The sequence below is a fragment of the Lactobacillus sp. WILCCON 0149 genome (assembly GCF_057197965.1).
This window is the reverse complement of sequence record NZ_JBUBHO010000001.1, coordinates 1,272,730-1,294,479: the sequence shown is the minus strand read 5'-3', so window position 1 is coordinate 1,294,479 and position 21,750 is coordinate 1,272,730. Positions and strand designations below refer to the sequence as shown.

The 21,750-nt window shown below is 49.2% G+C and carries 19 protein-coding genes; 13 read left to right on the top strand and 6 right to left on the bottom strand.

Translation table 11 applies throughout. From position 1 onward, the window contains the following. Positions 1 to 173: 173 nt before the first annotated feature. Positions 174 to 1,346: a phosphoglycerate dehydrogenase gene (locus ACYVUV_RS05955; protein WP_484499180.1), complete on the bottom strand. Its 1,173-nt coding sequence runs from the start codon at positions 1,344 to 1,346 to the stop codon at positions 174 to 176. 19 nt (positions 1,347 to 1,365) lie between these two features. Beyond that, the gene (gene serC / locus ACYVUV_RS05950) at positions 1,366 to 2,448 is read right to left on the bottom strand and encodes a 3-phosphoserine/phosphohydroxythreonine transaminase (protein WP_439776168.1); all 1,083 of its coding nucleotides are present in this window, start codon (positions 2,446 to 2,448) and stop codon (positions 1,366 to 1,368) included. A gap of 333 nt (positions 2,449 to 2,781) precedes the next feature. Here serC and ACYVUV_RS05945 point away from each other — a divergent pair, with 333 nt between their 5' ends. Beyond that, on the top strand, positions 2,782 to 3,405 hold the full coding sequence (locus ACYVUV_RS05945) for a histidine phosphatase family protein (RefSeq protein WP_439776169.1): 624 nt from the start codon (positions 2,782 to 2,784) through the stop codon (positions 3,403 to 3,405). A 65-nt stretch (positions 3,406 to 3,470) separates the two neighbouring features. Here the strand turns inward: ACYVUV_RS05945 and ACYVUV_RS05940 are convergent, their stop codons facing one another. After that, the gene (locus ACYVUV_RS05940) at positions 3,471 to 6,107 is read right to left on the bottom strand and encodes an FtsX-like permease family protein (protein WP_439776170.1); all 2,637 of its coding nucleotides are present in this window, start codon (positions 6,105 to 6,107) and stop codon (positions 3,471 to 3,473) included. Positions 6,108 to 6,112: 5 nt separating this feature from the next. Next, positions 6,113 to 6,814, bottom strand: a complete 702-nt coding sequence (locus ACYVUV_RS05935; RefSeq protein ID WP_439776171.1) for an ABC transporter ATP-binding protein — start codon at positions 6,812 to 6,814, stop codon at positions 6,113 to 6,115. A 116-nt stretch (positions 6,815 to 6,930) separates the two neighbouring features. Here ACYVUV_RS05935 and ACYVUV_RS05930 point away from each other — a divergent pair, with 116 nt between their 5' ends. Continuing rightward, positions 6,931 to 7,497, top strand: coding sequence for a TetR/AcrR family transcriptional regulator (locus tag ACYVUV_RS05930; protein ID WP_439776172.1), 567 nt, complete (start codon positions 6,931 to 6,933; stop codon positions 7,495 to 7,497). A 55-nt stretch (positions 7,498 to 7,552) separates the two neighbouring features. Here the strand turns inward: ACYVUV_RS05930 and ACYVUV_RS05925 are convergent, their stop codons facing one another. Beyond that, on the bottom strand, positions 7,553 to 8,071 hold the full coding sequence (locus tag ACYVUV_RS05925) for a nitroreductase family protein (RefSeq protein ID WP_439776173.1): 519 nt from the start codon (positions 8,069 to 8,071) through the stop codon (positions 7,553 to 7,555). Positions 8,072 to 8,474: 403 nt separating this feature from the next. Here ACYVUV_RS05925 and ACYVUV_RS05920 point away from each other — a divergent pair, with 403 nt between their 5' ends. Both ACYVUV_RS05920 and ACYVUV_RS05915 read left to right on the top strand, forming a co-directional pair. Next, on the top strand, positions 8,475 to 9,485 hold the full coding sequence (locus ACYVUV_RS05920) for an aspartate carbamoyltransferase catalytic subunit (RefSeq protein ID WP_439776174.1): 1,011 nt from the start codon (positions 8,475 to 8,477) through the stop codon (positions 9,483 to 9,485). Beyond that, positions 9,485 to 10,768, top strand: coding sequence for a dihydroorotase (locus ACYVUV_RS05915; RefSeq protein WP_439776175.1), 1,284 nt, complete (start codon positions 9,485 to 9,487; stop codon positions 10,766 to 10,768). Before ACYVUV_RS05920 ends, ACYVUV_RS05915 begins: the two co-directional genes overlap by 1 nt. A 58-nt stretch (positions 10,769 to 10,826) precedes the next feature. On the opposite strand, the gene xerS is transcribed toward ACYVUV_RS05915, so the two are convergent. Beyond that, positions 10,827 to 11,903: a tyrosine recombinase XerS gene (gene xerS, locus ACYVUV_RS05910; RefSeq protein WP_484499179.1), complete on the bottom strand. Its 1,077-nt coding sequence runs from the start codon at positions 11,901 to 11,903 to the stop codon at positions 10,827 to 10,829. Between the two features lie 108 nt (positions 11,904 to 12,011). Here xerS and ACYVUV_RS05905 point away from each other — a divergent pair, with 108 nt between their 5' ends. The 9 genes from ACYVUV_RS05905 to ACYVUV_RS05865 all read left to right on the top strand — a co-directional run bounded on the left by ACYVUV_RS05905 (position 12,012) and on the right by ACYVUV_RS05865 (position 21,680). Continuing rightward, a complete protein-coding gene (locus ACYVUV_RS05905) occupies positions 12,012 to 13,160 on the top strand; it encodes a glycerate kinase family protein (RefSeq protein WP_439776177.1) in 1,149 nt (382 codons plus the stop codon). Between the two features lie 139 nt (positions 13,161 to 13,299). Then, positions 13,300 to 14,505 (top strand): DUF2325 domain-containing protein, encoded by a 1,206-nt coding sequence (locus ACYVUV_RS05900; protein ID WP_484499178.1) that lies wholly within the window; start codon positions 13,300 to 13,302, stop codon positions 14,503 to 14,505. Between the two features lie 24 nt (positions 14,506 to 14,529). Beyond that, a complete protein-coding gene (locus tag ACYVUV_RS05895; protein ID WP_439776179.1) occupies positions 14,530 to 15,108 on the top strand; it encodes a tetratricopeptide repeat protein in 579 nt (192 codons plus the stop codon). A 133-nt stretch (positions 15,109 to 15,241) separates the two neighbouring features. Next, complete coding sequence (locus tag ACYVUV_RS05890; protein WP_439776180.1) at positions 15,242 to 15,412, top strand: hypothetical protein; 171 nt, start codon at positions 15,242 to 15,244, stop codon at positions 15,410 to 15,412. Positions 15,413 to 15,467: 55 nt separating this feature from the next. Beyond that, the gene (locus ACYVUV_RS05885; protein ID WP_439776181.1) at positions 15,468 to 16,250 is read left to right on the top strand and encodes an ATP-grasp domain-containing protein; all 783 of its coding nucleotides are present in this window, start codon (positions 15,468 to 15,470) and stop codon (positions 16,248 to 16,250) included. 174 nt (positions 16,251 to 16,424) lie between these two features. Then, positions 16,425 to 17,030, top strand: coding sequence for a BRCT domain-containing protein (locus tag ACYVUV_RS05880; RefSeq protein WP_439776182.1), 606 nt, complete (start codon positions 16,425 to 16,427; stop codon positions 17,028 to 17,030). 138 nt (positions 17,031 to 17,168) lie between these two features. Next, entirely contained in the window at positions 17,169 to 17,801 is a 633-nt protein-coding gene (locus ACYVUV_RS05875; protein WP_439776183.1) for a hypothetical protein, read from the top strand. A 305-nt stretch (positions 17,802 to 18,106) separates the two neighbouring features. Next, positions 18,107 to 19,741 carry a peptide ABC transporter substrate-binding protein gene (locus ACYVUV_RS05870; RefSeq protein WP_439776184.1) on the top strand — a complete coding sequence of 545 codons (1,635 nt, stop codon included), beginning with the start codon at positions 18,107 to 18,109 and terminating at the stop codon, positions 19,739 to 19,741. Between the two features lie 313 nt (positions 19,742 to 20,054). Further along, a complete protein-coding gene (locus ACYVUV_RS05865; protein ID WP_439776185.1) occupies positions 20,055 to 21,680 on the top strand; it encodes a peptide ABC transporter substrate-binding protein in 1,626 nt (541 codons plus the stop codon). Positions 21,681 to 21,750 lie beyond the last annotated feature (70 nt).

Here is a 21,750-nt window from a genome sequence, read left to right as displayed (position 1 = left end):
ATTTTCTTATTTTTCAGAAAACAACCTTGTCCATTTTAACACACTGCTGGCAGGATCTTTTAACAAAGTCAAAAAAATACCCTGGAAATTGCAATAATCAACTTCCAGGGTTCATGTTAAAGGTAAATTCAGAGAATCAAAAGCTTAAAATTCAGTTATTTCTTACCTGCTTATTACTTGTGGGTCAGGAATCTGACACGAGTGACAGCAGGGATCTTTTCCAGGTTGGCTACCACCTCGTCTTGGGTAGCCTGGTCGATCTCATCAATGTCGATCATGGTGTAGGCGTACTTGTCCTTGGCCTTGTTGACCAGGTTTTCAATGTTGATGCCCTGGCCAGCAAGGTAAGTAGAAATTTGCCCGATCATGTTTGGAATGTTCTTGTGGATCAAAGTAATCCGGTGGTCGCTTTCAAACGGAGCTGACACGTTTGGCAGATTGACTGAATTAGTGATGTTCCCCGTTTCCAAAAAGTCAATGGTTTCCTTGGCCGCCATCCGGGCACAGTTGATTTCCGCTTCAATCGTTGATCCGCCGATGTGGGGCATGATCACGATGTCGTCGTTGTGCAAAATCGTGGCATCGCTGAAGTCGGTGTAGTACTTGCCCAAGCGGTGTTCTGCCAAGGCTTCAACGACAGCCTTGTTGTCGACAATCCCCAGGCGGGCGAAGTTGAGCAAGATAGTATTTGACTTCATCTGCGCGATCTTGGCGTCAGCGATCAAGCCAGTCGTCTCTTCGTTTTTTGGCACGTGGACAGTGACAAAGTCCGCGTCCTTAACAGCGTCAGCGATGCTGGTGGCCCGCTTGATATGGTCTGACAAACGCCATGCGGCTTCAACAGTCAAGTATGGGTCGTAGCCGACAACCTTCATCCCCAAGTTAAGGCAGGCATTAGCTACCAGTGAGCCGATGTGGCCCAAACCGATTACGGCTACCGTCTTGCCTAACAGCTCAGTCCCGTTGAAGCTGGTCTTTTCCTTTTCCGTCCGCAGGGTGATGTCCGCGCCCGGCTTGGCGTTAGCTGACCAGTTGGCGGCAGCCACGATGTTCCGGCTGGCGATGATCATAGATGCCAGAACCAGTTCCTTAACGGCATTGGCATTGCCGCCTGGAGTGTTGAAGACCACAGTCCCGTTTTCCAGGGCCTTGTCTAAAGGCACGTTGTTGTAGCCGGCCCCGCAGCGGGCGATTGCCTTCAAATTCTTCGGGAATTCGTGGTCATGGAGGTCAACTGATCTGATCAAGTAGGCATCTGGATTGTTAGTTTGGTTGATCCGGTAGTTGTCGCCGAATTCGGCTAAGCCTTCTTTTGCAATGGCATTGTAAGTTTTAATTTGGTACATGGGGAATCCTTTCAAAAAATTAGTGCTTGGCGTCAAAATCCTTAATAAAGTCGCAGAGGGCCTTTACCCCTTCCAGCGGCATGGCGTTATAGATGCTTGCCCGCATCCCGCCAACTAAGCGGTGGCCCTTCAGGTTAAGGAGCTGGTGGGCACTTGCCTCTTTGACAAATTCCGCGTCCAGGTCCGGGTCACCGCTGACAAAAGGCACGTTCATGATTGACCGGCTGTCTGGATCAACCTTGCTCTTAAAATTCTTGGACTCAGCCAGGCAGTCATAAAGGAGCTTGGCTTTTTCCTGGTTGATGGCTTCAATGCCGGCCACGCCGCCTTTCTCCTTGAGCCACTTAAGGGCCAGGCCAGCCACGTAAATCTGGAAGACTGGCGGGGTGTTCAAGGCTGATTCTTTCTTGGCTTCAGTAGCGAAGTCGAAGAACCCTGGCAGGTCATCGTGCTTAACCAAAAGGTCCTTTCTGATGACTAAAACGGTCAAGCCGGCAGGAGCCAGGTTCTTTTGCGCTCCGGCATAGATGACAGCGAACTTGCTGAAGTCGTATTCCTGGCCCAGGAAATTGGATGAAGCGTCGGCTACCAAGGGGATGTCGGTTTTAGGAATCTGGTCGTCTCTGTAGGCCGTCCCCATGATGGTGTTGTTGGTGGTAATGTGGAGGTAGTCGTAGTCTTTGTCAAATTCAGTCGGAATTTTAGGAACAGCCGTGTAATTGTTGTCCTTGGCACTAGCTACGATATCAACAGTGAGGCCTGGCACCTTAGCCGCGTCTTCAGCCGCTCTTTGGGCCCAGTGGCCGCTGTCCACGACCGCGATCCGGTGGTACTTGCGGGCCAGGTTCAAAGGAATCGTGGTGAACTGCTGGGTTGCCCCGCCGGTCAAGAAGAGGACATCGTATTCTGCCGGGTCCAGCTTCATGAGTTCCAGAAGGTCAGCCTTGGTTTCCGCGTAGAGATCCTTATAAAGAGCTGACCGGTGGGAGATTTCCATGACGCTCATGCCGCTGTGGGCATAATCTGGCAAGTCGCGTTTGATTTGGGCAATGACTTCGACCGGCAGCATGGCTGGACCAGCCGCGAAGTTGTAGCATGTCATAAGTTAAGAATTCCTTTCTGAAAAAACAAAGGGCACCCGCTTTGCGTGAGTGCCCTTTGCCATGAGATGTTATGTTGGAGTTGTTGTTTCGGCCTCACTGTTTTAAACTGTGCTGAAGGCCATCACAAATTGCAGCCTTCTTAAGTGGAAGAAGACTGGGAGGAGGAAAAAAGTCTGTTTTGCATTTGATTGCTTTGTAAAGTAAACATTTTTTCGCTCCTTTCGTGTGATTAATTTTATTATAAGGCGAAAATTAGAAATGTCAACAAAATTTTAATTTTGGTATAATATTTTTTAGCAAAGAAAAAAGTCTACAAACAATGGAGGAAGCGCATGACCACATTCTACTTTATCCGGCACGGACAGACCTTTGCCAATAAGGCAGGCCTCAAGCAGGGGACCATCAATACCCCCAACACCTACTTGACCGACCTGGGCAAGGAGCAGGCACAAAAACTGGCTGACCAGTTTGATATCAGCAATTTTGACCGCCTTTTCGTCTCACCCCTGGTCAGAACCAAGCAAACAGCGGAAATTCTGAACCAAAAGGCTGGCCTGCCGGTTGAAACAGACGACCGCTTGCTGGAGATTTCTTACGGGGACTGGGACGGGCAAAAGAACAGCGAATTGATGGCTGAATACCCGAATTGCTTTTCTCCCTTGGTTAATGACGTGACGGAAGACTACGTGCAAGTTGCGCCAAAGGCGGAAAGCTTTGCCCACGTGGAGATGCGGACGGCAGAATTCGTGGAGGAGATCAGCAAGAAGTATCCAGAAGACAAGATCGTGGTGGTGACCCACGGCTTCACGGTCAGATCTTTTGCCATTAACGCTACTGGCGGCCAGGGTCTGCAGATTCTGGAACCAGACAACTGCTCCGTGACTAAAATTCTGGTTGATCCACTCAGTCAAAAGCAGCACCTGGTCTACTACAATCGGACAGTAACTGGCTTTTAGCAATATTTTTCAGATATAGAGATTGAGAGATATAAAAAACGGAACCACTTGGTTCCGTTTTTGTCTTAATCGACAGATTTTAAGGCGTCCAGCATGTTGACGGACTTGATCTTCTTGTGCATGACCAGGGCGACTAAAGCCGTGATCACGGCTGGAATTAAGGCTGAATAGATGAAGTTGCTTGCCAGCATAGTCGGGTCAAACATGGCGTTGTCTGGCGGCAGGCTGTTGATAATGAAGCTGTGCAGGCCAATCCCAACCAGGTAGCCGCAGAGGATGCCGATAATGGAGAGAATGATCGTTTCCCGGTAGATGTAGAGGGTGGTTTCCTTGTCAAAGAAGCCGAGCACCTTGATGGTCGACAGTTCTCTGATTCTTTCTTCAACATTGATGTTAGACAGGTTGTAAATAACGACCAGAGCCAGGAGGGTGGCCATGCCGATCAAGATGATCATGACCTTGTTCAAGCTGCCCATGATGTTATCAATGGTTTCCTTGTTGCTCGTGTTTTGGTTGATCCCCTTGATTGCTCCAGTCTTCATCAGCTTTCTGGAGTACTTGGAAAGAGACTGGCCTTTTTTCAAAGTAATCAGCTGGGCATTAGCCGTGGCTTTTTCACCAAAAGCCTGCTTGTAGGCAGATTTGCTCATGAAGACATAGTGGCCGATGTACATCTCGCAGATCCCGGTCACCTTGATCTTATGGTAGTCGCCGTCACTATCCTTCAATTTGATGTAGCTGCCGACTTTGGCATTAAGCAGCTTGGCCAGTTTTTCAGAAATAACCGCGCCGCTGCCCTTTAAAGTCAGCTTTTGTCCGCTTGCCCGGTTATTTAAGCTGATGTAGCCGGATAAAGATTGCCCGGAAGTAGGCACGACTAAAGAGATAGACTGGTCTGTATCGTCGCTTCCGGCCTTTTTGGTCAATTCCTCAAAGTGAACAGAAGTGTGCTTTTTTACAGAAGAGCTGGCCAAAGCAGAATCCAGCTTATCTTTTTGCTTGTTAGTCAAAGCAGTCTTTTTAACCGCGATCAGGTCGTAAGTGATGATCCGGCTGTATTCAATCTCGCTGATCCCGTTTAAGGAGTCCTGGATCCCAAAGCCCATGACCAAGAGCCCGCAGCAGCCCGCCACACCGAAGATGGTCATGAAGGCACGGCTCTTGTAGCGGAAGAGGTTACGCATGGTAACCTTGTAGTTGAAGCTCATTCGTTTCCAAAGGGGGGTGAAGCGTTCCAAAAGGATCCGCGACCCGTTTTTCGGTGGCTTTGGCAAAAGAAGAGAGGCGGGTTTTTCAGCCAGGTCCCGTCTTAAGACGATTAAGGCGGCGCCAGTGGTGCAGGCCAGGGCGATGACAATTGTTACAAGCAAGATCTGCCAGTTGAAGAGGAGCTGGCAATTGCTGATGGTGGAGTTGGCGGCGTAGGCCTCAAAGATCATCTTCGGCAAGAAGGTGTAGCCGCCCGCTGCCCCGATGCCAACGCCAAGCAGGCTGGCTGAAGCTGAGAAGAGGACGAACTTGAGTGCCGCGTCCCGGTTGGAGTAGCCCAGGGCCTTGAAAGTCCCGATGCTGATTCTTTCTTCTTCGACAAAGCGGGTCATGGTGGTTAAAGAAACCAGAGCCGCGATGGCAAAGAGGAGGACCGGGAAGACATTGGCCAAGATGTCAACTCTTTCAGAGTTGGATTGAAAGACCGCGTAGCCAGGGTTGCTGGACCGGTCACTTACCGTGTAAACAACCTTGCCAGTTTGCTTTAAGCTTTGCTTGGCTTCTGTTAACTGCTTTTCCTGCTTAGCCAGTTGACTTGCTTGTTTGGTCAGTTTCTTTTCTTGCTGCTTGACCAAGGCTTGGCCGGCGGCAGGAAGGGCGGCAGCTTGCGTTTTCAGCTGCTTCTGGGCTGCCAGAAGTTTCTTCTTGGCAGAAGATAATTTGTCTTCCTGTTCTTGTAATTTGTTTTTTGAGCTGCTGTAGCGCTTCTTGCCATGCTTCTTCAGCTCCTTTTTCAGCTGCTCCTGCTTATCCGCAACGTAATTGCGGTACTTGCTGGAGTAGGCATACATGCTTGCCGTTTTCTTGTAGCGAATGCGGGCGATGGCATAAGGGGTGTTTTGCTTAAAAGCACTTTTGGCAACTTCAGCCACTCCGTCCAGCTGCCCGTCGCCTACCGTAGTTTGGCCGATATTAGTCCGGTCGATGCTTTCACTGGACCTGATAAAACCAGTGATTTTGAATTTCTTTTCTTTCAAATTGCCCGGCGTTTTCAAGCTGATCGTCTGGCCCAGCTTGTATTTGCCTTTCAGCAGGTAGCTGAGGGCAATTTCATTGTTCTTCTTGGGATGCCGGCCGCTGACTAACTGGCTGGCTGAGACTTTAGAACTGATTGAATAGATTCTGAGGTCAGTATTTTTACCGGAAACCCGGCTGTCTTGCAGGTAGCCAAAAGCTGCCTCTTTGACTCCGGACTGATTTTTGATAATTTTCCGGTCGGTCTTGTCCAGGCCATAGTTTGACATGACGGAAACGTCGGCTAATTCATATTTGTCAAAAAAGCTGGTCGCGGTCTGCCGCATGTCGGGGCCTGTCATTTTCAAGCCAATGAGGGCAAAGGCGCTGACGGCCATTAAGAGCAGGATGGCGATCCAGCGGCCAAAAGAGTGAGTAATGGCCTGGCCGGCATCTTTCCAAAGCATTTTCTTTTTCATGATGATCACCACTCAATCGAGGAAATATCGGCCGGGTGGTCATTTCTTTCCTGTTTGACGATCTGGCCGTCGTGGATGTGCAGGACCTGGTTGCCGATCGGGGCCAGGGCAGAGTTGTGGGTGACGATCACGACCGTTGACCCGTGGACCGTGCTCATTTCCTGCAGGATCTTAAGGACCTGCTTGCCGGTGTGGTAGTCAAGGGCACCGGTTGGCTCATCGCAGAGCAAGAGCGCCGGCTTTTTGGCAACTGCCCGGGCAATGGCCACCCGCTGCTGCTCACCGCCGGAGAGTTGGGCCGGGAAGTTGTTGACTCTTTTTTCCAGGCCAACGGCAGTCAAGGCTTCGACCGGATCCATGGCGTCCTTGACGATTTCAGAAGCCAGTTCGACATTTTCCTTGGCCGTTAAATTTGGAATCAGGTTGTAGAACTGGAAGACGAAGCCGATGTTGGTCCGCCGGTAGGCAGTCAGCTGCTTGGCATTGTAATTGGCGATATTTTGCCCGTTGACGATGACGTCACCGCTGGTGTTGGTGTCCATCCCGCCAAGGATGTTGAGCAAGGTCGACTTGCCGGCCCCGGAGCTGCCCAGGATGATGACCAGCTCGCCTTTTTCGATTGCAAAATTGATGTCCCGGTTGGCGTAAACCGTCGTGTCACCGGACTGATAGGTTTTCGTGTTATGCTTCACTTCAATGAGTGCCATAATGTCCTCCTTTTTCTGATGTGTCTGACTAGCAGTTTACACAAAAATCAGCTAAAATTAATGAGCAAAAATAAACAATCTGTTGATTTAAGGATTTTTTCTTTTGGAGGTTTCAATTGCCAAAAAAGAGCAGAAAAACGGCCAGCAAGGCCAAGATCCGCCAGGCCTTGATTGACTTGGTGCCAGTCAGCGGTTTTCAGCAGCTGACCATCAGCCAGCTCTGCCAAAAAGCCGGGATCAACCGTGGGACTTTCTACTTGAACTATCTGGATAAGGAAGACCTGCTCCGGCAGACGGAGGCTGACTTTTTTGCCGGCATTCAAGAGCTGCTGAAAGAAAGCGATAGCGGGGAAGGCGCAGAGCTTTTTTCAACAGAGAGCATCCTGCGCCTGCTGGATTATATTAAAGAGAATGAAGACCTGGTCACGGTCTTTTTTAAAAGTGATCTGGTCCAGCGGACAGAGTACCGGCTGCAGGAAGTCATGGCTGATGTTTTCGCTAAACGCCGGGCCAACCTGGCCCACCCGGCCATCAAGCAGCCCTATGCCAGCCGCTTGGTTTTTGGTGGCCTGGCCACGATCTTTACCTTGTGGGTGCAGCGGGGGATGCAGGAGAGCCCGGAAGAAATCAGCCAGATTCTGGACCGCTACCGGCGCCTTTCACCAGAAGAAATCATCAAATAAAAAGCGCGAGCAGGCAGTTTGCCCTCTCGCGCTTTGTTAGTTCAGCTTTCGCCGGTTAAATTTCGTTGATCCCGATCCGGTCCATCTTCTGGTCGCGGATGGTCAATTCTTCTTCAGTTTCCCCGACGCCGACCCCGCAGATCGGCAAAAAGCCAGTTGGCAGGTCAAGCTTGACGACTGTTTCCGGGTGAGCAGCCAGAGCAGCTGCCGCGCCAAAGAGGTAGCAGGCCCCCAGGCCCTTGTTTTCAGCGGCCAGAACCATGTTGTGGGCAATAATGCCGGCACTGGCATAGGCCATTTCATCCCGCTCTTTTGCGGAAACAAGGATCAAGGTTGGTACCCCGTACAAGGGATGGGATTCCAAGTCGCCGAACATCATGGCGGCTTCCTGGTCGATCTCCTTCAAAATCTTCGGGTCAGAAATGACCGTCAGCTGGTAATTTTCGTATAAGCCGCGGGCAACTGGCGCCAGTTCAGCTGCTTCAATGATCTTCTTTACCTGCTTCTTGCCAGCAGGCTTGCCCGAATAAGTCCGGACGGATTTGCGTGTTTTCAACAATTTCGTAAACTTCATGGATGAATTCCTCCTGTCAGTCTAACAAAACACATGTCTGTCGATTCCTTAGGTAGATTATACCGCAAACACGTGCGAAAGCGGTTGAAAATAGTTTTAAACTTTGCCTTTTAAAAAATTACCTGCTTTTTTGTTAAAAAGGCTTGACTTGCCTGGCAAAAGTCTTTATAGTTAAGGAAACATATGAATGACCTTTAAATTTAGTCCCGTGAGGCTAAGAAGGCAGCTCAAATTTCAGACATAAACAAAGATTTCTTGGCAAACATTCGGATTGGCAAGAAGGCCGGGGAGAAAGCTTCCCGGGCAGTTTAAGCAGACTTTGAGAGACCATTTTAGACACGGAGACTGAGTGTTTAAAATGGTCTTTTTGCTTAAGTTATTTTCGAAAGGATGCCAAATCATCATGACCACTGTTACCGAAAACCAAGTCGTTGTCGCAACTGAAGACAAGCAAGATAACTTGCTTCGCCTGCCATACTTTGTCAGTGTTGAACAATTGAGCGCCGATGACGTATTGCACCTGCTGCAAAGAGCCCAATACTTCAAGAACGGCGGGGAAGTACCAGCCTTGAGCCGGCCAATCTTCTGCACCAACATGTTCTTTGAAAACTCAACCCGGACTCACACCAGCTTTGAAGTTGCTGAAAGGCGGCTGGGCCTTACGGTTATCCCATTTGACCCATCCCACTCTTCAGTCAACAAGGGGGAAAACCTCTATGACACTGAACTGACTATGGCTTCCCTGGGCATCGAACTCAGCGTCATCAGACACCCGGAAAACGCCTACTACAACGAAATCATCCACCCAAAGGAAGGCCAGCACCTGCAAATGGGCTTGGTCAACGCTGGTGACGGCTCCGGCCAGCACCCATCCCAAAGCATGCTGGACATGATGACCATCTACAACGAATTCGGCCACTTCGACGGCTTGAAGATCATGATCGTGGGCGACTTGACCAACTCCCGGGTTGCCCGGTCAAACATGGAAATCTTGAACACCCTGGGCGCTGAAGTCTACTTCTCAGGTCCAGAATACTGGTACGACGCTGAAGAATTCAGCAAGTACGGCACTTATGTCAAGAATATTGACGATGAAATTCCAGAACTTGACGTCTTGATGCTGCTCAGAGTTCAGCACGAACGCCACAACGGGGAAGAAGCCAAGACTGAACAGCTTTTTGACGCCAAGGACTACAACGCTGCTTATGGCTTAAACCAACGCCGCTACGACATGCTTAAGGATGACGCCATCATCATGCACCCGGGTCCAATCAACCGCGGGGTTGAATGGGACGGCGACCTGGTTGAAGCACCTAAGTCACGCTACGCTGTGCAAATGCACAACGGGGTCTTTGTCAGAATGGCCATGATCGAAGCCGTTTTGCGCGGCCGCAAGTTGGGAGGCCTTGAATAATGGCCATTTTGCTGAAAAACGGTCTGGTTTACCAAGAAGGCGAATTCACCAAAGAAGACGTCTTGCTTTCCGGCAGCAAGATCCAGGCGGTCGGTCTGGACTTGCCGGAAGAGGGTGCTGAAGTCTACGACTTAAAGGGCAAACTTTTGACAGCTGGTCTGGTGGACATCCACGAACACTACAGAGAACCTGGCTTTACCTACAAGGAAACCATCAAGACCGGGTCTGAAGCAGCAGCCCGGGGCGGTTTCACCACGGTCTGCACCATGCCAAATGTTGACCCGGTGCCAGATAACCTGGAAACTTTTGAAAAGCAAGTTGCTTTAAACGAAGCCAACAGCTGCGTGCACTTGAAGCAATACGGGGCTATTACCAAAGATCTGACCAGTGACGAAGTCGTTGACATGGCTGCCTTGAAAGAAGCAGGAGCTTTTGCCTTCAGCAATGATGGCCATGGCATCCAGCAAGCCGGTACCATGTACGAAGCAATGCAAGAAGCAGCCAAGGTTGGCCTGGCCATCTGCGAGCACATTCAAGATGACTCCCTTTACCATCACGGGGTGATGAATGCCGGCAAGAAGGCTGAAGAACTCGGACTGCCAGGCATCCTGGGGGTCAGTGAATCAGCCCAGCTGGCCAGAGACCTGGTTTTGGCCCAAGCTACCGGCGTTCACTACCACGCCTGCCACGTTTCCACCAAGGAGAGCGTGGAACTGATCCGGATCGCCAAGGAATACGGGATCAACGTCACCGCTGAAGCTGCTCCTCACCACCTGCTTTTGAGCGAAGAGGAGATCGACGGCAACAACGGCTACTACAAGATGAACCCGCCTCTGCGGTCAAAGGAAGACCAGTTTGCCTTGATTGAAGGGATGCTGGACGGGACGATCGACTTGATCGCGACCGACCACGCCCCGCACAGCCGGGAAGAAAAGGCCGGCGATATGCGGAAGGCCGCCTTCGGGATCATCGGCAACGAAACGGCTTTTGCCTGCCTGTACACCAAGTTTGTCAAGAGCGGACAGATGGATCTGAGTCTGCTTCTAGATCTGATGAGCTACCAGCCAGCCAAGCTCTTTGGCCTTGACGCTGGTGTCCTGGCTCCGGGCAAGGAAGCTGACCTGGCCGTCTTTGACCTGGATCACGCCGAAAAGATTGCCGAGGAAGACTACCTGTCCAAGGGGGTCAACACTCCTTTCACCGGCCAGGAAGTCTACGGCATGACTGCCTTGACTTTTGTCAGCGGCAAGCTGGTTTACAAGAACAAGCACCTGGCTGACTAAAAATAAAATTTTTACCATAGAAGAAAATAACTAGCAAAAGACGAAAATAAGTCCTTCTCTAATCAGAGGAGGACTTGTTTTGTTTGGCGCTGGCATTGAGGGCGGCCCGCTGTTCTCTTTGGTCAACGTGGGTGTAGAGGTCAGTGGCTGAGGTACCTTTTTGCCCCAGCTGCTGGGCCACCATGACCTGGTCTTTGGTCGCTTGGTAGAGTTCAGAAGCAACCGTGTGGCGGAGTTTGTGGGGGGTGAGGGGGTGGCCAAAGGCGGCTGAATACTTGCCAACCATTTTCTCAATGGCATTGGTCGTCATCCGCCGGCATTCCTGGTGGTAGCTGGTTAAGAAAAAGGCCTTGTTATTGTTTGGGGCCTGGTAGCGGTCAGCCCGGATTGCCAGGTACTTTTTCAGGTAGGGCAGGGTCCAGTCAGCAACCGGCACTGAGTCTCTTTGCCCGCCTTTCCGGGTGACGTCTAAAGTTGCCTCTTTTAAGTTGAGGTCTTTCATGTCAACGCCGGCGCATTCAGAAACCCGGATCCCGGTGCCTAAGATCAAGGCGATAACGGCCATGTCCCGTTCCTTGTTTTGCTTAAAAGAGGAAAGAGCGCGCCCACTGCAGAGACCAGCAAATTTTTGGTCTAAAAAGTCCATGAACTGGTATTTTAAGTCGCCAGTATACATATGGGCTTCCAGGGCATGGGCCCGGTAGTTCAAGGTGCTTGTATAAGGAAGCGAGTTGATCTTGAGCATGACATTGCGGTCAAAATAAGGCCCGCCATTGTTGCTGTCAGCCGTGATCGTCAGGTACTTGTATAAGGATCTGAGGGCGTTGAGGGACCGGTTGACGGTTGTCGGGGAGTTGAGGTGGCCCTGCTTGTTCTTGCTGTGCTCCAGCTTGTCCAAGTAGAGCATGACGTCGCTGCGGCTCAATTTTTCCAGGTCGCTTGGCTTAACTTGGCTGGGACTTTCGGCCTGGGTTAAATTTTCAGAGATCAGCCAGGAGAAAAAGCGGCGGATTTCGGTCAGGTACTGGTAGCTGGTGGTCAGAGAGTGGCGGGTTTCCAGCTGGTATTCCTTGACGAAGTCCGGCATCTGGGCCATTTCCCGGTCGATGAGGGAGAGGTATTTCTTGGTTTCCATAGGGCTCCTTATTCTTTATCCAAAACTCTTTTCATTTAATTATACTGATAATCCAGCGAGAAGCGCTAAAATAGAGCTGAATATTGAAAAAATGAAAGGGGCAGAAAAATGCTCAAGTTTATTACAGCCAGCGACAGTTTCAAGGAAAGCCTGTCAGCCAAAGCGGCCTGCCAGGCTATAGCCGAGGGGATCAAGCGGGTCTTTCCAGATGCCGAAGTAGTCCAGGTTCCCATGGCGGATGGCGGGGAAGGAACGGTAGATGCAATATTGTCCTGTGTACCTGGTGAAAAAGTTGCAAAGGAGGTTACCGGCCCAGACGGCAAAAGGGTCTTGGCCAGCTACGGACTGATCAATGACGGAAAATGCGCGGTGATCGAGACAGCCGCGGCCAGTGGCCTGGGCCTGGTTGAGAAAAAGGACCGGAATCCAATGACGGCGACCACTTTTGGGACCGGGGAGCTGGTGCTTGACGCGTTAAAGCGGGGCGTCAAAAAGGTTATCGTGGGCTTGGGCGGCAGCGCGACTAATGACGGCGGAGCTGGTCTGGCCCAGGCTTTGGGGGTCAAGTTTTTAGATAAAAATGGCAAAGACTTGCCCTTTGGCGGAGGAAGTTTAGGGGAGCTAGCCAAAATTGATGCCAGCGGCTTGGATCTCCGCTTAAAAGAAGCAGAGATTATCCTGGCCAGCGACGTGACCAATCCTTTGACTGGACCAAACGGAGCTTCGGCGGTATTCGGCCCGCAAAAAGGAGCTGACAAGGAGATGGTCCAAAAGCTTGATGCTAATCTCCACCATTACGCGGCTGTGATCAAGGAGCAAGTTGGGAAAGATATTGAAAATTTGCCAGGCAGCGGGGCAGCCGGCGGCCTTGGCGCAGGCTTTTTGGCCTTCAGCAAGTGCCAGATGAAAGCCGGTGCCCAGATTGTGATTGAGGAAAGCCATTTAGCTGAAAAGATGCGGGATGCTGACTACGTCTTTACTGGTGAAGGCGGAATTGATTTCCAGACCAAGTTTGGCAAGACTCCATATGCCGTGGCCCAGGTTGCCAAGAAGTTTGGCATCCCCGTCTTTGCTTTGGCCGGCCAGGTCGGAGACGGAATTGACAGCTTGTATGATGCTGGCTTTACGGCAATTTTTGGCATCCTGCCTGGTGTCTGCAGCTTGCCGGAAGCTCTGGCTGGCGGAGGGAAAAATTTAGCCCGGACCAGTGAAAATGTAGCCCGGGTGATCAAGGCCGCAAAAACAAATTTACAGTAAAGGCTTACTGTTAAGGGAAAAGAGCATTTTTTGCCCTTTTCCCCAATTTTTTTCGCATATGCCCTGTCATTTTTTCAAAAGATTGCGATAATAAGAATAGACGTGGAATGCGAATTCAAAAATGAAAGGGTATAAAAAGATGAAAGAATACTATTTAGACTATCGTGAGCAAGTACAGAACATCCTAGATGCTTTGGATGACAGCAGTACTTCCCTGCGCTTGGGAGCAGTCGCGATTGAAAACCTCCTGGCCCTGGCCAGAGTCGATCTTGATGATGATAATGAGGAAGACGAAGCAAGCGATGAGGAAGATTATTCTGATGATTCAGACGCCATCGAAGAGGCGGACAGCGGCGGGGACTTAGCAGAAGCAGAGGACAGAAAGCAAGTCAAGATTATCCGCCATGAAGAGCCAACAGCCAGCATCCCTTACCAAATCAGTGCTGGCCACAAGCTCTGCCGCTTCTCCCGGGCGCTGAAAGGCGGGAGTTTTTATACCGAACAAGGGGACCTGGTCAGCGAGATCAATGAGCTGTCTGTCAAAAATCTGAATGTTGAAAATGGCGACCTGGTTGAACTGGACCCGAGCTGCCAGCCGCCCCGGGTGGTTCGGATCGTGGAAGCAGGCAATTTGCCGTCTAATATCGCGACTTTGTCATATGGGGTCGTGGAAAGAGATGCCGCTGGCGACTTGTACGTCAGCCACAGCGCCATGGGCGAGAGATTAAGCGATTGCGCGGGCATTGACCGCTATGAGGTGCCGGCGATCATTGATGCCGGGCAAACCGAGACAGGATTTGTCCATGAAGGCGACATCGTCGATTTAGCCTGGTATAAGAACAGCCCCAGCAACATGATCGTCCGTTGGGTCAGCCAGACTAAGGGAAAAGCAGGTCCAAAGAAGGAAAAACCGGCTGAAAAGAAGGCCAAGAGCGAAAAAGAAGACAAGGACAAAGATGAGAGCGTATCGACCTTGAATTTTGACCTGCATGGCCGCAGCGTGGCGGTGGTCATCGGTAATGAGCTCCGCAGCCAGGAGATTCAAAAGATGGTTGGTGAGCACCACGGACGCTGCAAGGTGATTGATGCCTTTAAGTTTTCTGATACGGAATCTTTTTACAAGCACGCGCTGAAGCGGGCTGACGTAACGGTCATGGTGCAGAACTTGAACAAGCACTCAACCAGCAAGGCCCTGCGCAAGTATGCCAAGCGGCTGGCAATCGCGGATTCGGCGGGCCTGTCTTCAATTGAGCGGGCGATCTACCGCGCCATGCACGGCTTGCCGGCTTATGAGACTTCCACTCAGCCGATCGCGTATCCGGTCAAGGAGCTGGCTCTTAGTTAATTTTTAGAAAGGTTGGCGGTAAAGATGGCATTTTCGGATAAAGATAAATTCGTTGAGATGGATAAAATTGGCGCGACCTGGCTGGACCGGGGGGCGGTAGCCTACCGGCAGGGGGACTATGAACTAGCCCTTGAGTGCTATAAGAAGGCAGCTGACTACGGCAATTCCCAGGCCATGTGCAATTTAGGCTACATCTATGCCTTTGGCCGGGTTGGTGAAGCCGACCAGGAGCAGGCTTTTTACTACTTTACGCAAGCGTCTTTGGCTGGCAATCCAAATGCCTTCTATAAGCTGGGGGATGCTTTCCGTTTTGGCAATTTTGTAAAGAGAAACGACCAGATTGCCTTTCAGTATTACAGCATGGCGGAAAGCGTCTTGCAGGAAGGCGACGAAGACTTGATTGCTGAGATTGACTACCGCCTGGCCCTGTGCTATGCCAGAGGCTGGGGGACAGAGCAACGCTGGGACCTGGCCTTGAAGTATATCAATGAGGCCCAGCTTTACGCCTACCGGAACAAGCAGCATGGCGAGTACAACTGGCAAAAGACCAGCCAGCGGATCAACAAGCTGCATGATGAGATAGTAGAAGAGATGTTTTCTTAATTTTTTTGAGGCAGCTGCCTGGGGAAAGCTGGGCAGAAGCATCCGCTGAGAGCAAGAAGGTTGACAGGCCGCGCCGGCTTGGGTTACCTTTAACTTGTATTTAGGGGATAGAGCACAAGTTGGGGGAATTATCATGTTTACGATATCTTTTTTGATCTTACTGATATTTTTAACTATTGTGGCCGTGCCGGTGGCGATCGCCGCTTTTTTGCTCAAGGTATCTTTTAAGATCCTGGGCTGGCTGATCGGTATCTGCTTTACTTTGGCCCTGCTGATTAGTTTGCTTTTGATTGGCGTAATGTAGGGGAACGCTTCCTGGAAATCCGGGAGGCGTTTTTTTATGAAAAATGGAGATGGCAATGAAAGTTTGGATGAGGGTTAGGCGCGACAAGGAAATGAATCTTGATGTGCCGCACAGTATTAATATCGCTACAGCGATGTATGGTTTCCGGGAATTAGGCGCGGAGATCGTGCCATATCACTTTATAGACGAAATTGAGGAAAAAATTTGCCCAGAGGACATAGTGCTAGACTATATCGAGCAATGCCAATGGATCTTTAAAAAATTCGGTCATCCAACTTATATGGACTGCTATCCGGAAAGATTGAAGCCATTGTTAAAGAGAAAGATTTGGCGGGATACGATAAACAGTTTTTCCAGCGATGAGAAAAAGTGGTCGGCAGGCTACTTTATCAAGCCGGTTAAGGATAAGGCTTTTACCGGGAAAATCATCCGAAATACAGCCGATTTAATCGGCTGCGGCAATTCAATGGAAGACTACGAGATCTTGGTAAGCGAGCCAATAGACATTCTTGCCGAATGGCGCTGCTTCATCATGTATGACCGGATTATTGACGTTCGGCCATACGGCTCGGTATCGGACCTTAATTACCAGGGTTATCGTTATCACTATGACGTAGAATTTTTGGATGAGCTAATGACAGAATTCAGAAAGTGGCCAGACCGTCCAGCTGCCTGCAGCGTCGATATTTGCTACTGCAAAGACGGACAGAGCAGGATGGTTGAAGCAAATGACGCATACGCGCTGGGATGCTACGGCCTGCCAAGCTTGCTCTACGCAAAGTTCATTTCCGCGAGATGGAGCCAAATTTTTGAGCGGGAAGACGAATACCATTTTTGACAGATTCTGACGAAGAAAGTAAATTGCTTTTTGCTTTGGTTGCTTAGCCTGCGCGTTTGCGCGGGCTTTTCCTTTCCGAAAAAGCAGGACTTTGCGGGATTTCTTGAAAGTGCTTAAATTAACTTGCTGAGAAAAAATCTTGTGGTTGCTATATGAGCAAAGGAAAAATATAATATGGAAAATACTAATTACCAAGGGATGAGCAATGACGAAGTGTTTTGCACGGTCTTCAAGAATGATGAAACTGCCATGTGGGTGCTCCAGGCTCTTTTCCCAGACGTGAAAATGTCTCAGGTGCTGCTGAACACGGCAGGATGTGAGCAAGATCAGGTTAATGGCCCGCTTGCCCAAGTTGTTGTGCTGGATGAAGATGAGAAGAAGCACTTTTACTCGTTGCGGATGGCAAAAGAAAGCGACAATCTTGGCCTCCTTGGCCGTTATTGCACGTCTAAGATGGACATGACGATGTTCAGACTGATCGGTGAAGATTACTTCGATGAAGATTGCGGAGCGGTAATCTTGTGCGGCTTTAATCCATATGGCAGCAAGGCGGTAAAGGTTGTTCACCAATTCCGTAGCACTAAATACCCTGATCTTATTTTGCCTGGCCAATGCCCTGTGATCATCATTAACGGAAAGGGAGAAGAGGAAGGTGAAACAAGTGACATGAAGTCTCTTACTCATGTGATTTGCGGTGACTACAGTCTGGATGAGCCTCTTGCCGTATTCTTGAAGGAGAAGATCGTCGCGGCTAACAAAAAGCTGAATTTGGTGAAATAGGTATTTTTGAAAAAATATGCGCTCAATTGCACCGCTCAATGTAATCTAAGATGGTAAAATATGGCTTAGATACTATTTTTGAGGCGGGAAAGCATGCGGCAAAGACATTACTCACATATAAGGATCAGTGCTTCAAGGATGAATGAACTGGAAGATGCAAAAAAGGCCCTGCTTCTGGAAGACGTAAATGTCGGTGAATTAGCTAATATAACAGGCATACCATATCAGACTATCCGGAACATGCGTCATAAACCTGAACTCTTGGAAAGGGCTTCATGGACCAGGGTGGAAACCTTGGCTCAGCTCTACGATGATCTGCTGACTAATAAGCTGGTAATTGTCCAAGGGATGTTCAGACAAGGCATACCTGGCTATAATGAGCAAGAAGATGGTGATACAGAACGGCATAAGTTCTGGTATGAGGAAGATTTAAGCAACAGCTACAGCGTGGTGACTATCGGAATCGATGAAGCTTATTTTGAATGGTCCGCTAGCGTGTCAACCGAAGAAGCGTCACAAGCAGATGCTGAAAAGTACAACAATGGCAGACCAGCAGTTATCAAGACGCTGAGGATGATTCCCTTTTTAAACAAGGTGGCCAACTACTACTACGGTTTAGATATAAATGAGCAGGACCCGGACTCAGTAAAGCTGCTCAAAGACAGACTGGCAGATGACTTTGGCCGGGGCTTTGCTGATAAAGTAATGGGAATCAATGAAATGTTGAACAAGATCACCGAAAAAATGCAGCGGGAAGAGTTCCCGGAATAGACGAAAGAGACTGGCAATTAATTTTGTCAGTCTTTTTTCTGCTGAAAAGGGAATAACTTTATCCTGGATTTAAAAAAAAAGTTTTTGGCAAAAAATGATATGAAAATTAAAAGAGATCTTTACATTCTAATTTGTCTTAGTATAATAAAACTATCTCAAAAAACAAAAGTGAAGGATGGAAGTCAATAATGAAAGTAAAATTGAGATAGTCAAATTCATGGTGAAGCGGGTCTTTTCAACCGATCGATTGTGCCGCGACTTTTAAAGAAAGCAGCAGATCAATCAAAAGAAAAGGACTAAATCACATGAAAAAGAAGAACTATATTCCCATGGTAATTACTAGTGTCGTTGTGGCTACTCTTAGCGCTTGCGGAAGCAGCAGCGCCAGCAGCAAGACGACTTACCAAAAGTCGATCAGCTGGATGACCACGTCAGAAATTGAAACTATGGATCCCAACACCACTGTGGATACAGCCAGTGGTGAGCAAGAGACTAATACATTTGAAGGCCTTTTCCGCCTTGGGAAAAATGGCAAGGTTAAGCCAGGGATAGCCAAAACAGCGGCGGTATCTAAAGATGGCTTGACTTGGACATTTACTCTTCGGAAGAATGCTTACTGGTCAAATGGTGAAAAGGTTACAGCCCAAGACTTTGTCTATTCCTGGCAAAGGGCGGTCAATCCAAAGACTGGCGCCGGAAATACGACAGAGTACCAGGTGATCAAGAACGCGGTCGCCATCACTGAAGGCAAGAAGTCAGCGTCAAGTCTGGGGGTAAAAGCCGTTGGCAAATATAAGCTCGTTGTCAAGCTGGTTCACCCGGTGCCTTATTTCAAGACAACCGTTGCTAGCGGGATGTACCCGGTCAGCAAGACTGCCGTTGAAAAGTTCGGTAAAAAGTACGGCACTGCTTCGAAATATCAGTACTATGACGGACCTTTTGTTCAAAAGGGCTGGACTGGTTCAAACCTGACCTGGAAACTGGTCAAGAACAAGTACTACTGGGACAAGCAAGCTGTTAAGCTGCAAACCGTCAACTACAATGTTGAGAAAACGGCGTCAACTGATTACAACCTCTATCAGAGCAAAAAGCTCGACGCGGCTCTGCTTGATACTTCCGCGGCAAGCCAGCTAAAGAAGAGTGCCGGCTATACTGTGCGTGACCAGGACAACACCTACTACCTGAACTACAACATCAAGAAGGTGACCATCTTCAAGAACGCCGACCTGCGGCGGGCAATTTCCATCGCTATCAACCGCCAGGCCCTGGTCAATACAGAAGGCAGCTACAATAAGACTGCCCAGACCATGAGCTCAGCCAGCATGGCAATTGGCGGACAGAATTTTGCCAAATACGTTGTAAGCCAGACTGACGCGGCTAAATACAGCAAGTACTCCAAGAAGCAAGCGCAAAAATATTTTGCCGCAGCTCTGAAGAAGCTGGGCAAAAAGTCTATCGCCTTCACGATCATGGGTGATGACGATGATATGAGCAAAAAGGCGGTCGAGTACCTGCAAAGTGCTTTAAAGGCGGCTTTTGGCAACAAGATTAACGTTTCCGTGAAGAGCCTGCCAAAGACTAACCGGATCAGTCACTTAATGAATGGGACTTATGAGCTTTGCTTCATGAGTCTGACGACTGACGCGGCAGATCCTTACGAATTCCTAAAGTACATGCACAGCGGCCAGACTTACAACTTTGGCTCCTGGAACAATTCTGCTTACGACAAGATTGTTGATGCTTCAAACAGTGCTTCCAGTGATAAAAAGCGGCTGCAGGAGCTGGCCAAGGCTGAAGAAATTCTGGCAAAAGAGCAGGGGATTACGCCGCTCTTCCACTTAAGCCAGGCCTGGATGATCAGACCAAATGTTCATGGCGTAGTCTTTACTGGTTCAGCCAATGACTTCAAGAATGCTTACGCTGCGAGTGAAAGCAAATAAGATAATAAAATAATGAGGTGCTTCGGTGCCTTTTTCTTTTAAATCGAATCTGGCAAAAAAGAAAATAAACTTTTTTGAAAAAGTCTTGAAAATTAATCTAAATCTAGTAACATGGGTAGTATCTTAAAAGAAAATGAAAGAGAGGCATCCAAAAGATGACAGGTAAAGGCAAAATTTAGTTCAATCTTGAGAGCAAATTCTATTTCTTTGATTGCAACAGCTTCAGCGCGAATTATTGCCCCTTTGGGCAAGTAAAATATTTTTTCCGCGCGTAAACCGAGTAGCAAAAGCAACAAAGAAAGAGAAGAAGATCATGAACAAATTGCATAAATTATTAGTCGTAGCGTCATTAACCTTAACTGCTGGTGCTTTGTCAGCCTGCAGCTCATCCTCAGCTTCCAAAGCTAAACTGAAGTCCCAGCTTAACTGGATGACTACCTCAGAGATCGAAACAATGGATCCGTCCAAGGTGGTGGATACCACTGGCGGGGAACAACTCAACAATGTAATGGAAGGCCTGTACAACCTGGACGCAAATTCCAAGCTGACTCCGGGCGTTGCTAAGTCCTCAAAAGTTTCAAAAGACGGCTTGACCTGGACCTTCTACTTGCGCAAGAACGCGCGCTGGTCAAATGGTGATCAGGTAACCGCGGCGGACTTTGTTTATGCCTGGCAGCGGACTCTGGATCCTAAGACTGCTTCCCAGCAAGGGAACCTGTATGATGGGATCAAGAATGCTGATGCGGTAGTGGCTGGCAAGAAAAAGCCAAGTTCATTGGGGGTCAAGGCTGTTGGCAAGTACAAGCTGGTTGTCAGTTTGGAACACAAGCTGCCATACATGAAGTATCTGGTAGCCAGCGGACTTTTCCCGCAAAACCGGAAAGCTGTAGAAAAATACGGCAAAAAGTACGGCACAGCTTCTAAGTACATGGTTTACAATGGGGCTTTCAAGCAGACTGGCTGGACGGGTTCAAACTTGAGCTGGAAACTGGTCAAGAATCCCTACTACTGGAACAAGAAGTCAGTCAAGCTGCAGACAGTTTCCTACAGCGTGCAGAAGACGCAGTCAACGGACCTCAACCTTTATCAAAGCGGCAAGCTCGATGCGGCACTGCTCAGCAGCCAGGCGGCCAAGGCTATGAAGACCAACAAGGCTTACACGGTTCGCCGGCAAGGGAACACTCAATACCTGACTTACAACGTATCTAAGTACAAGTTCCTGCAAAACGTGTGGGTAAGACGGGCCCTTTCAATGGCTGTTAACCGGCAAGCTTTGGTAAAGACGGTTGGCGGCGAAAACACTGTTGCCAAGACATTCTCCGCGCCAACAGTAGTTGCCAGCGGGCAAAAGTTTGCGGCTTACGTTGAAAAGCGCAATCCAAACAATGTCTACATGACTTACGACAAAAAGAAGGCTGCCGCATACCTGGCAAAAGGCTTGAAGCAACTGGGCATGAAGAAGCTCAGCTTCACCTTGACTGGCGATGACGACGATACTTCCAAGCAAACGACTGAATACCTGCAAAGCTGCTTTAAGGCCGCTTTTGGCGACAAAGTTGACGTTTCAGTATCAAATCTGCCAAAGACCACGCGGGTCAGCCGGATGCTTAACGGCCAATACCAAGTCACTTTAACCGGCTTGACCGGTGACTTCCCGGATCCTTACAACTTCTTGAAATACATGCTGACGGGCCAAAGCTACAACTTCGGCAAGTGGTCAAGCAAGGCTTACGACCAAGCCGTAAACAAGTCACAAACCGCGACTGGCGCAAAGCGGCTCAGCTACCTCTTGCAAGCAGAGGAAGTTTTGACCAACCAGCAAGCTTTATCACCACTCTACCACATGGGCCAGGCCTGGCTTGTCCGGTCAACGGTTCACGACGTTGTCTTTAACGGCGGTTCTTACTGGTTTGCCCACGCTTACGTTTATGAGAAATAAACAGTTAACTAGATTGATTTTCAAAAACTGAACGATTAATGGCAGCAGAGAGTATAGAAAGAAGAGACTT

What these genes read in the sequence shown, in the direction of transcription:
- ACYVUV_RS05915 (WP_439776175.1), top strand. Translation starts at nt 9,485, where the DNA reads ATGGCCATTTTGCTGAAAAACGGTCTGGTTTACCAAGAAGGCGAATTC.
- ACYVUV_RS05940 (WP_439776170.1), bottom strand. Translation starts at nt 6,107, where the DNA reads ATGAAAAAGAAAATGCTTTGGAAAGATGCCGGCCAGGCCATTACTCAC.
- ACYVUV_RS05880 (WP_439776182.1), top strand. Translation starts at nt 16,425, where the DNA reads ATGGAAAATACTAATTACCAAGGGATGAGCAATGACGAAGTGTTTTGC.
- ACYVUV_RS05870 (WP_439776184.1), top strand. Translation starts at nt 18,107, where the DNA reads ATGAAAAAGAAGAACTATATTCCCATGGTAATTACTAGTGTCGTTGTG.
- xerS (WP_484499179.1), bottom strand. Translation starts at nt 11,903, where the DNA reads ATGGAAACCAAGAAATACCTCTCCCTCATCGACCGGGAAATGGCCCAG.
- serC (WP_439776168.1), bottom strand. Translation starts at nt 2,448, where the DNA reads ATGACATGCTACAACTTCGCGGCTGGTCCAGCCATGCTGCCGGTCGAA.
- ACYVUV_RS05925 (WP_439776173.1), bottom strand. Translation starts at nt 8,071, where the DNA reads ATGAAGTTTACGAAATTGTTGAAAACACGCAAATCCGTCCGGACTTAT.
- ACYVUV_RS05955 (WP_484499180.1), bottom strand. Translation starts at nt 1,346, where the DNA reads ATGTACCAAATTAAAACTTACAATGCCATTGCAAAAGAAGGCTTAGCC.
- ACYVUV_RS05865 (WP_439776185.1), top strand. Translation starts at nt 20,055, where the DNA reads ATGAACAAATTGCATAAATTATTAGTCGTAGCGTCATTAACCTTAACT.
- ACYVUV_RS05905 (WP_439776177.1), top strand. Translation starts at nt 12,012, where the DNA reads ATGCTCAAGTTTATTACAGCCAGCGACAGTTTCAAGGAAAGCCTGTCA.
- ACYVUV_RS05885 (WP_439776181.1), top strand. Translation starts at nt 15,468, where the DNA reads ATGAAAGTTTGGATGAGGGTTAGGCGCGACAAGGAAATGAATCTTGAT.
- ACYVUV_RS05895 (WP_439776179.1), top strand. Translation starts at nt 14,530, where the DNA reads ATGGCATTTTCGGATAAAGATAAATTCGTTGAGATGGATAAAATTGGC.
- ACYVUV_RS05890 (WP_439776180.1), top strand. Translation starts at nt 15,242, where the DNA reads ATGTTTACGATATCTTTTTTGATCTTACTGATATTTTTAACTATTGTG.
- ACYVUV_RS05945 (WP_439776169.1), top strand. Translation starts at nt 2,782, where the DNA reads ATGACCACATTCTACTTTATCCGGCACGGACAGACCTTTGCCAATAAG.
- ACYVUV_RS05935 (WP_439776171.1), bottom strand. Translation starts at nt 6,814, where the DNA reads ATGGCACTCATTGAAGTGAAGCATAACACGAAAACCTATCAGTCCGGT.
- ACYVUV_RS05875 (WP_439776183.1), top strand. Translation starts at nt 17,169, where the DNA reads ATGAATGAACTGGAAGATGCAAAAAAGGCCCTGCTTCTGGAAGACGTA.
- ACYVUV_RS05920 (WP_439776174.1), top strand. Translation starts at nt 8,475, where the DNA reads ATGACCACTGTTACCGAAAACCAAGTCGTTGTCGCAACTGAAGACAAG.
- ACYVUV_RS05900 (WP_484499178.1), top strand. Translation starts at nt 13,300, where the DNA reads ATGAAAGAATACTATTTAGACTATCGTGAGCAAGTACAGAACATCCTA.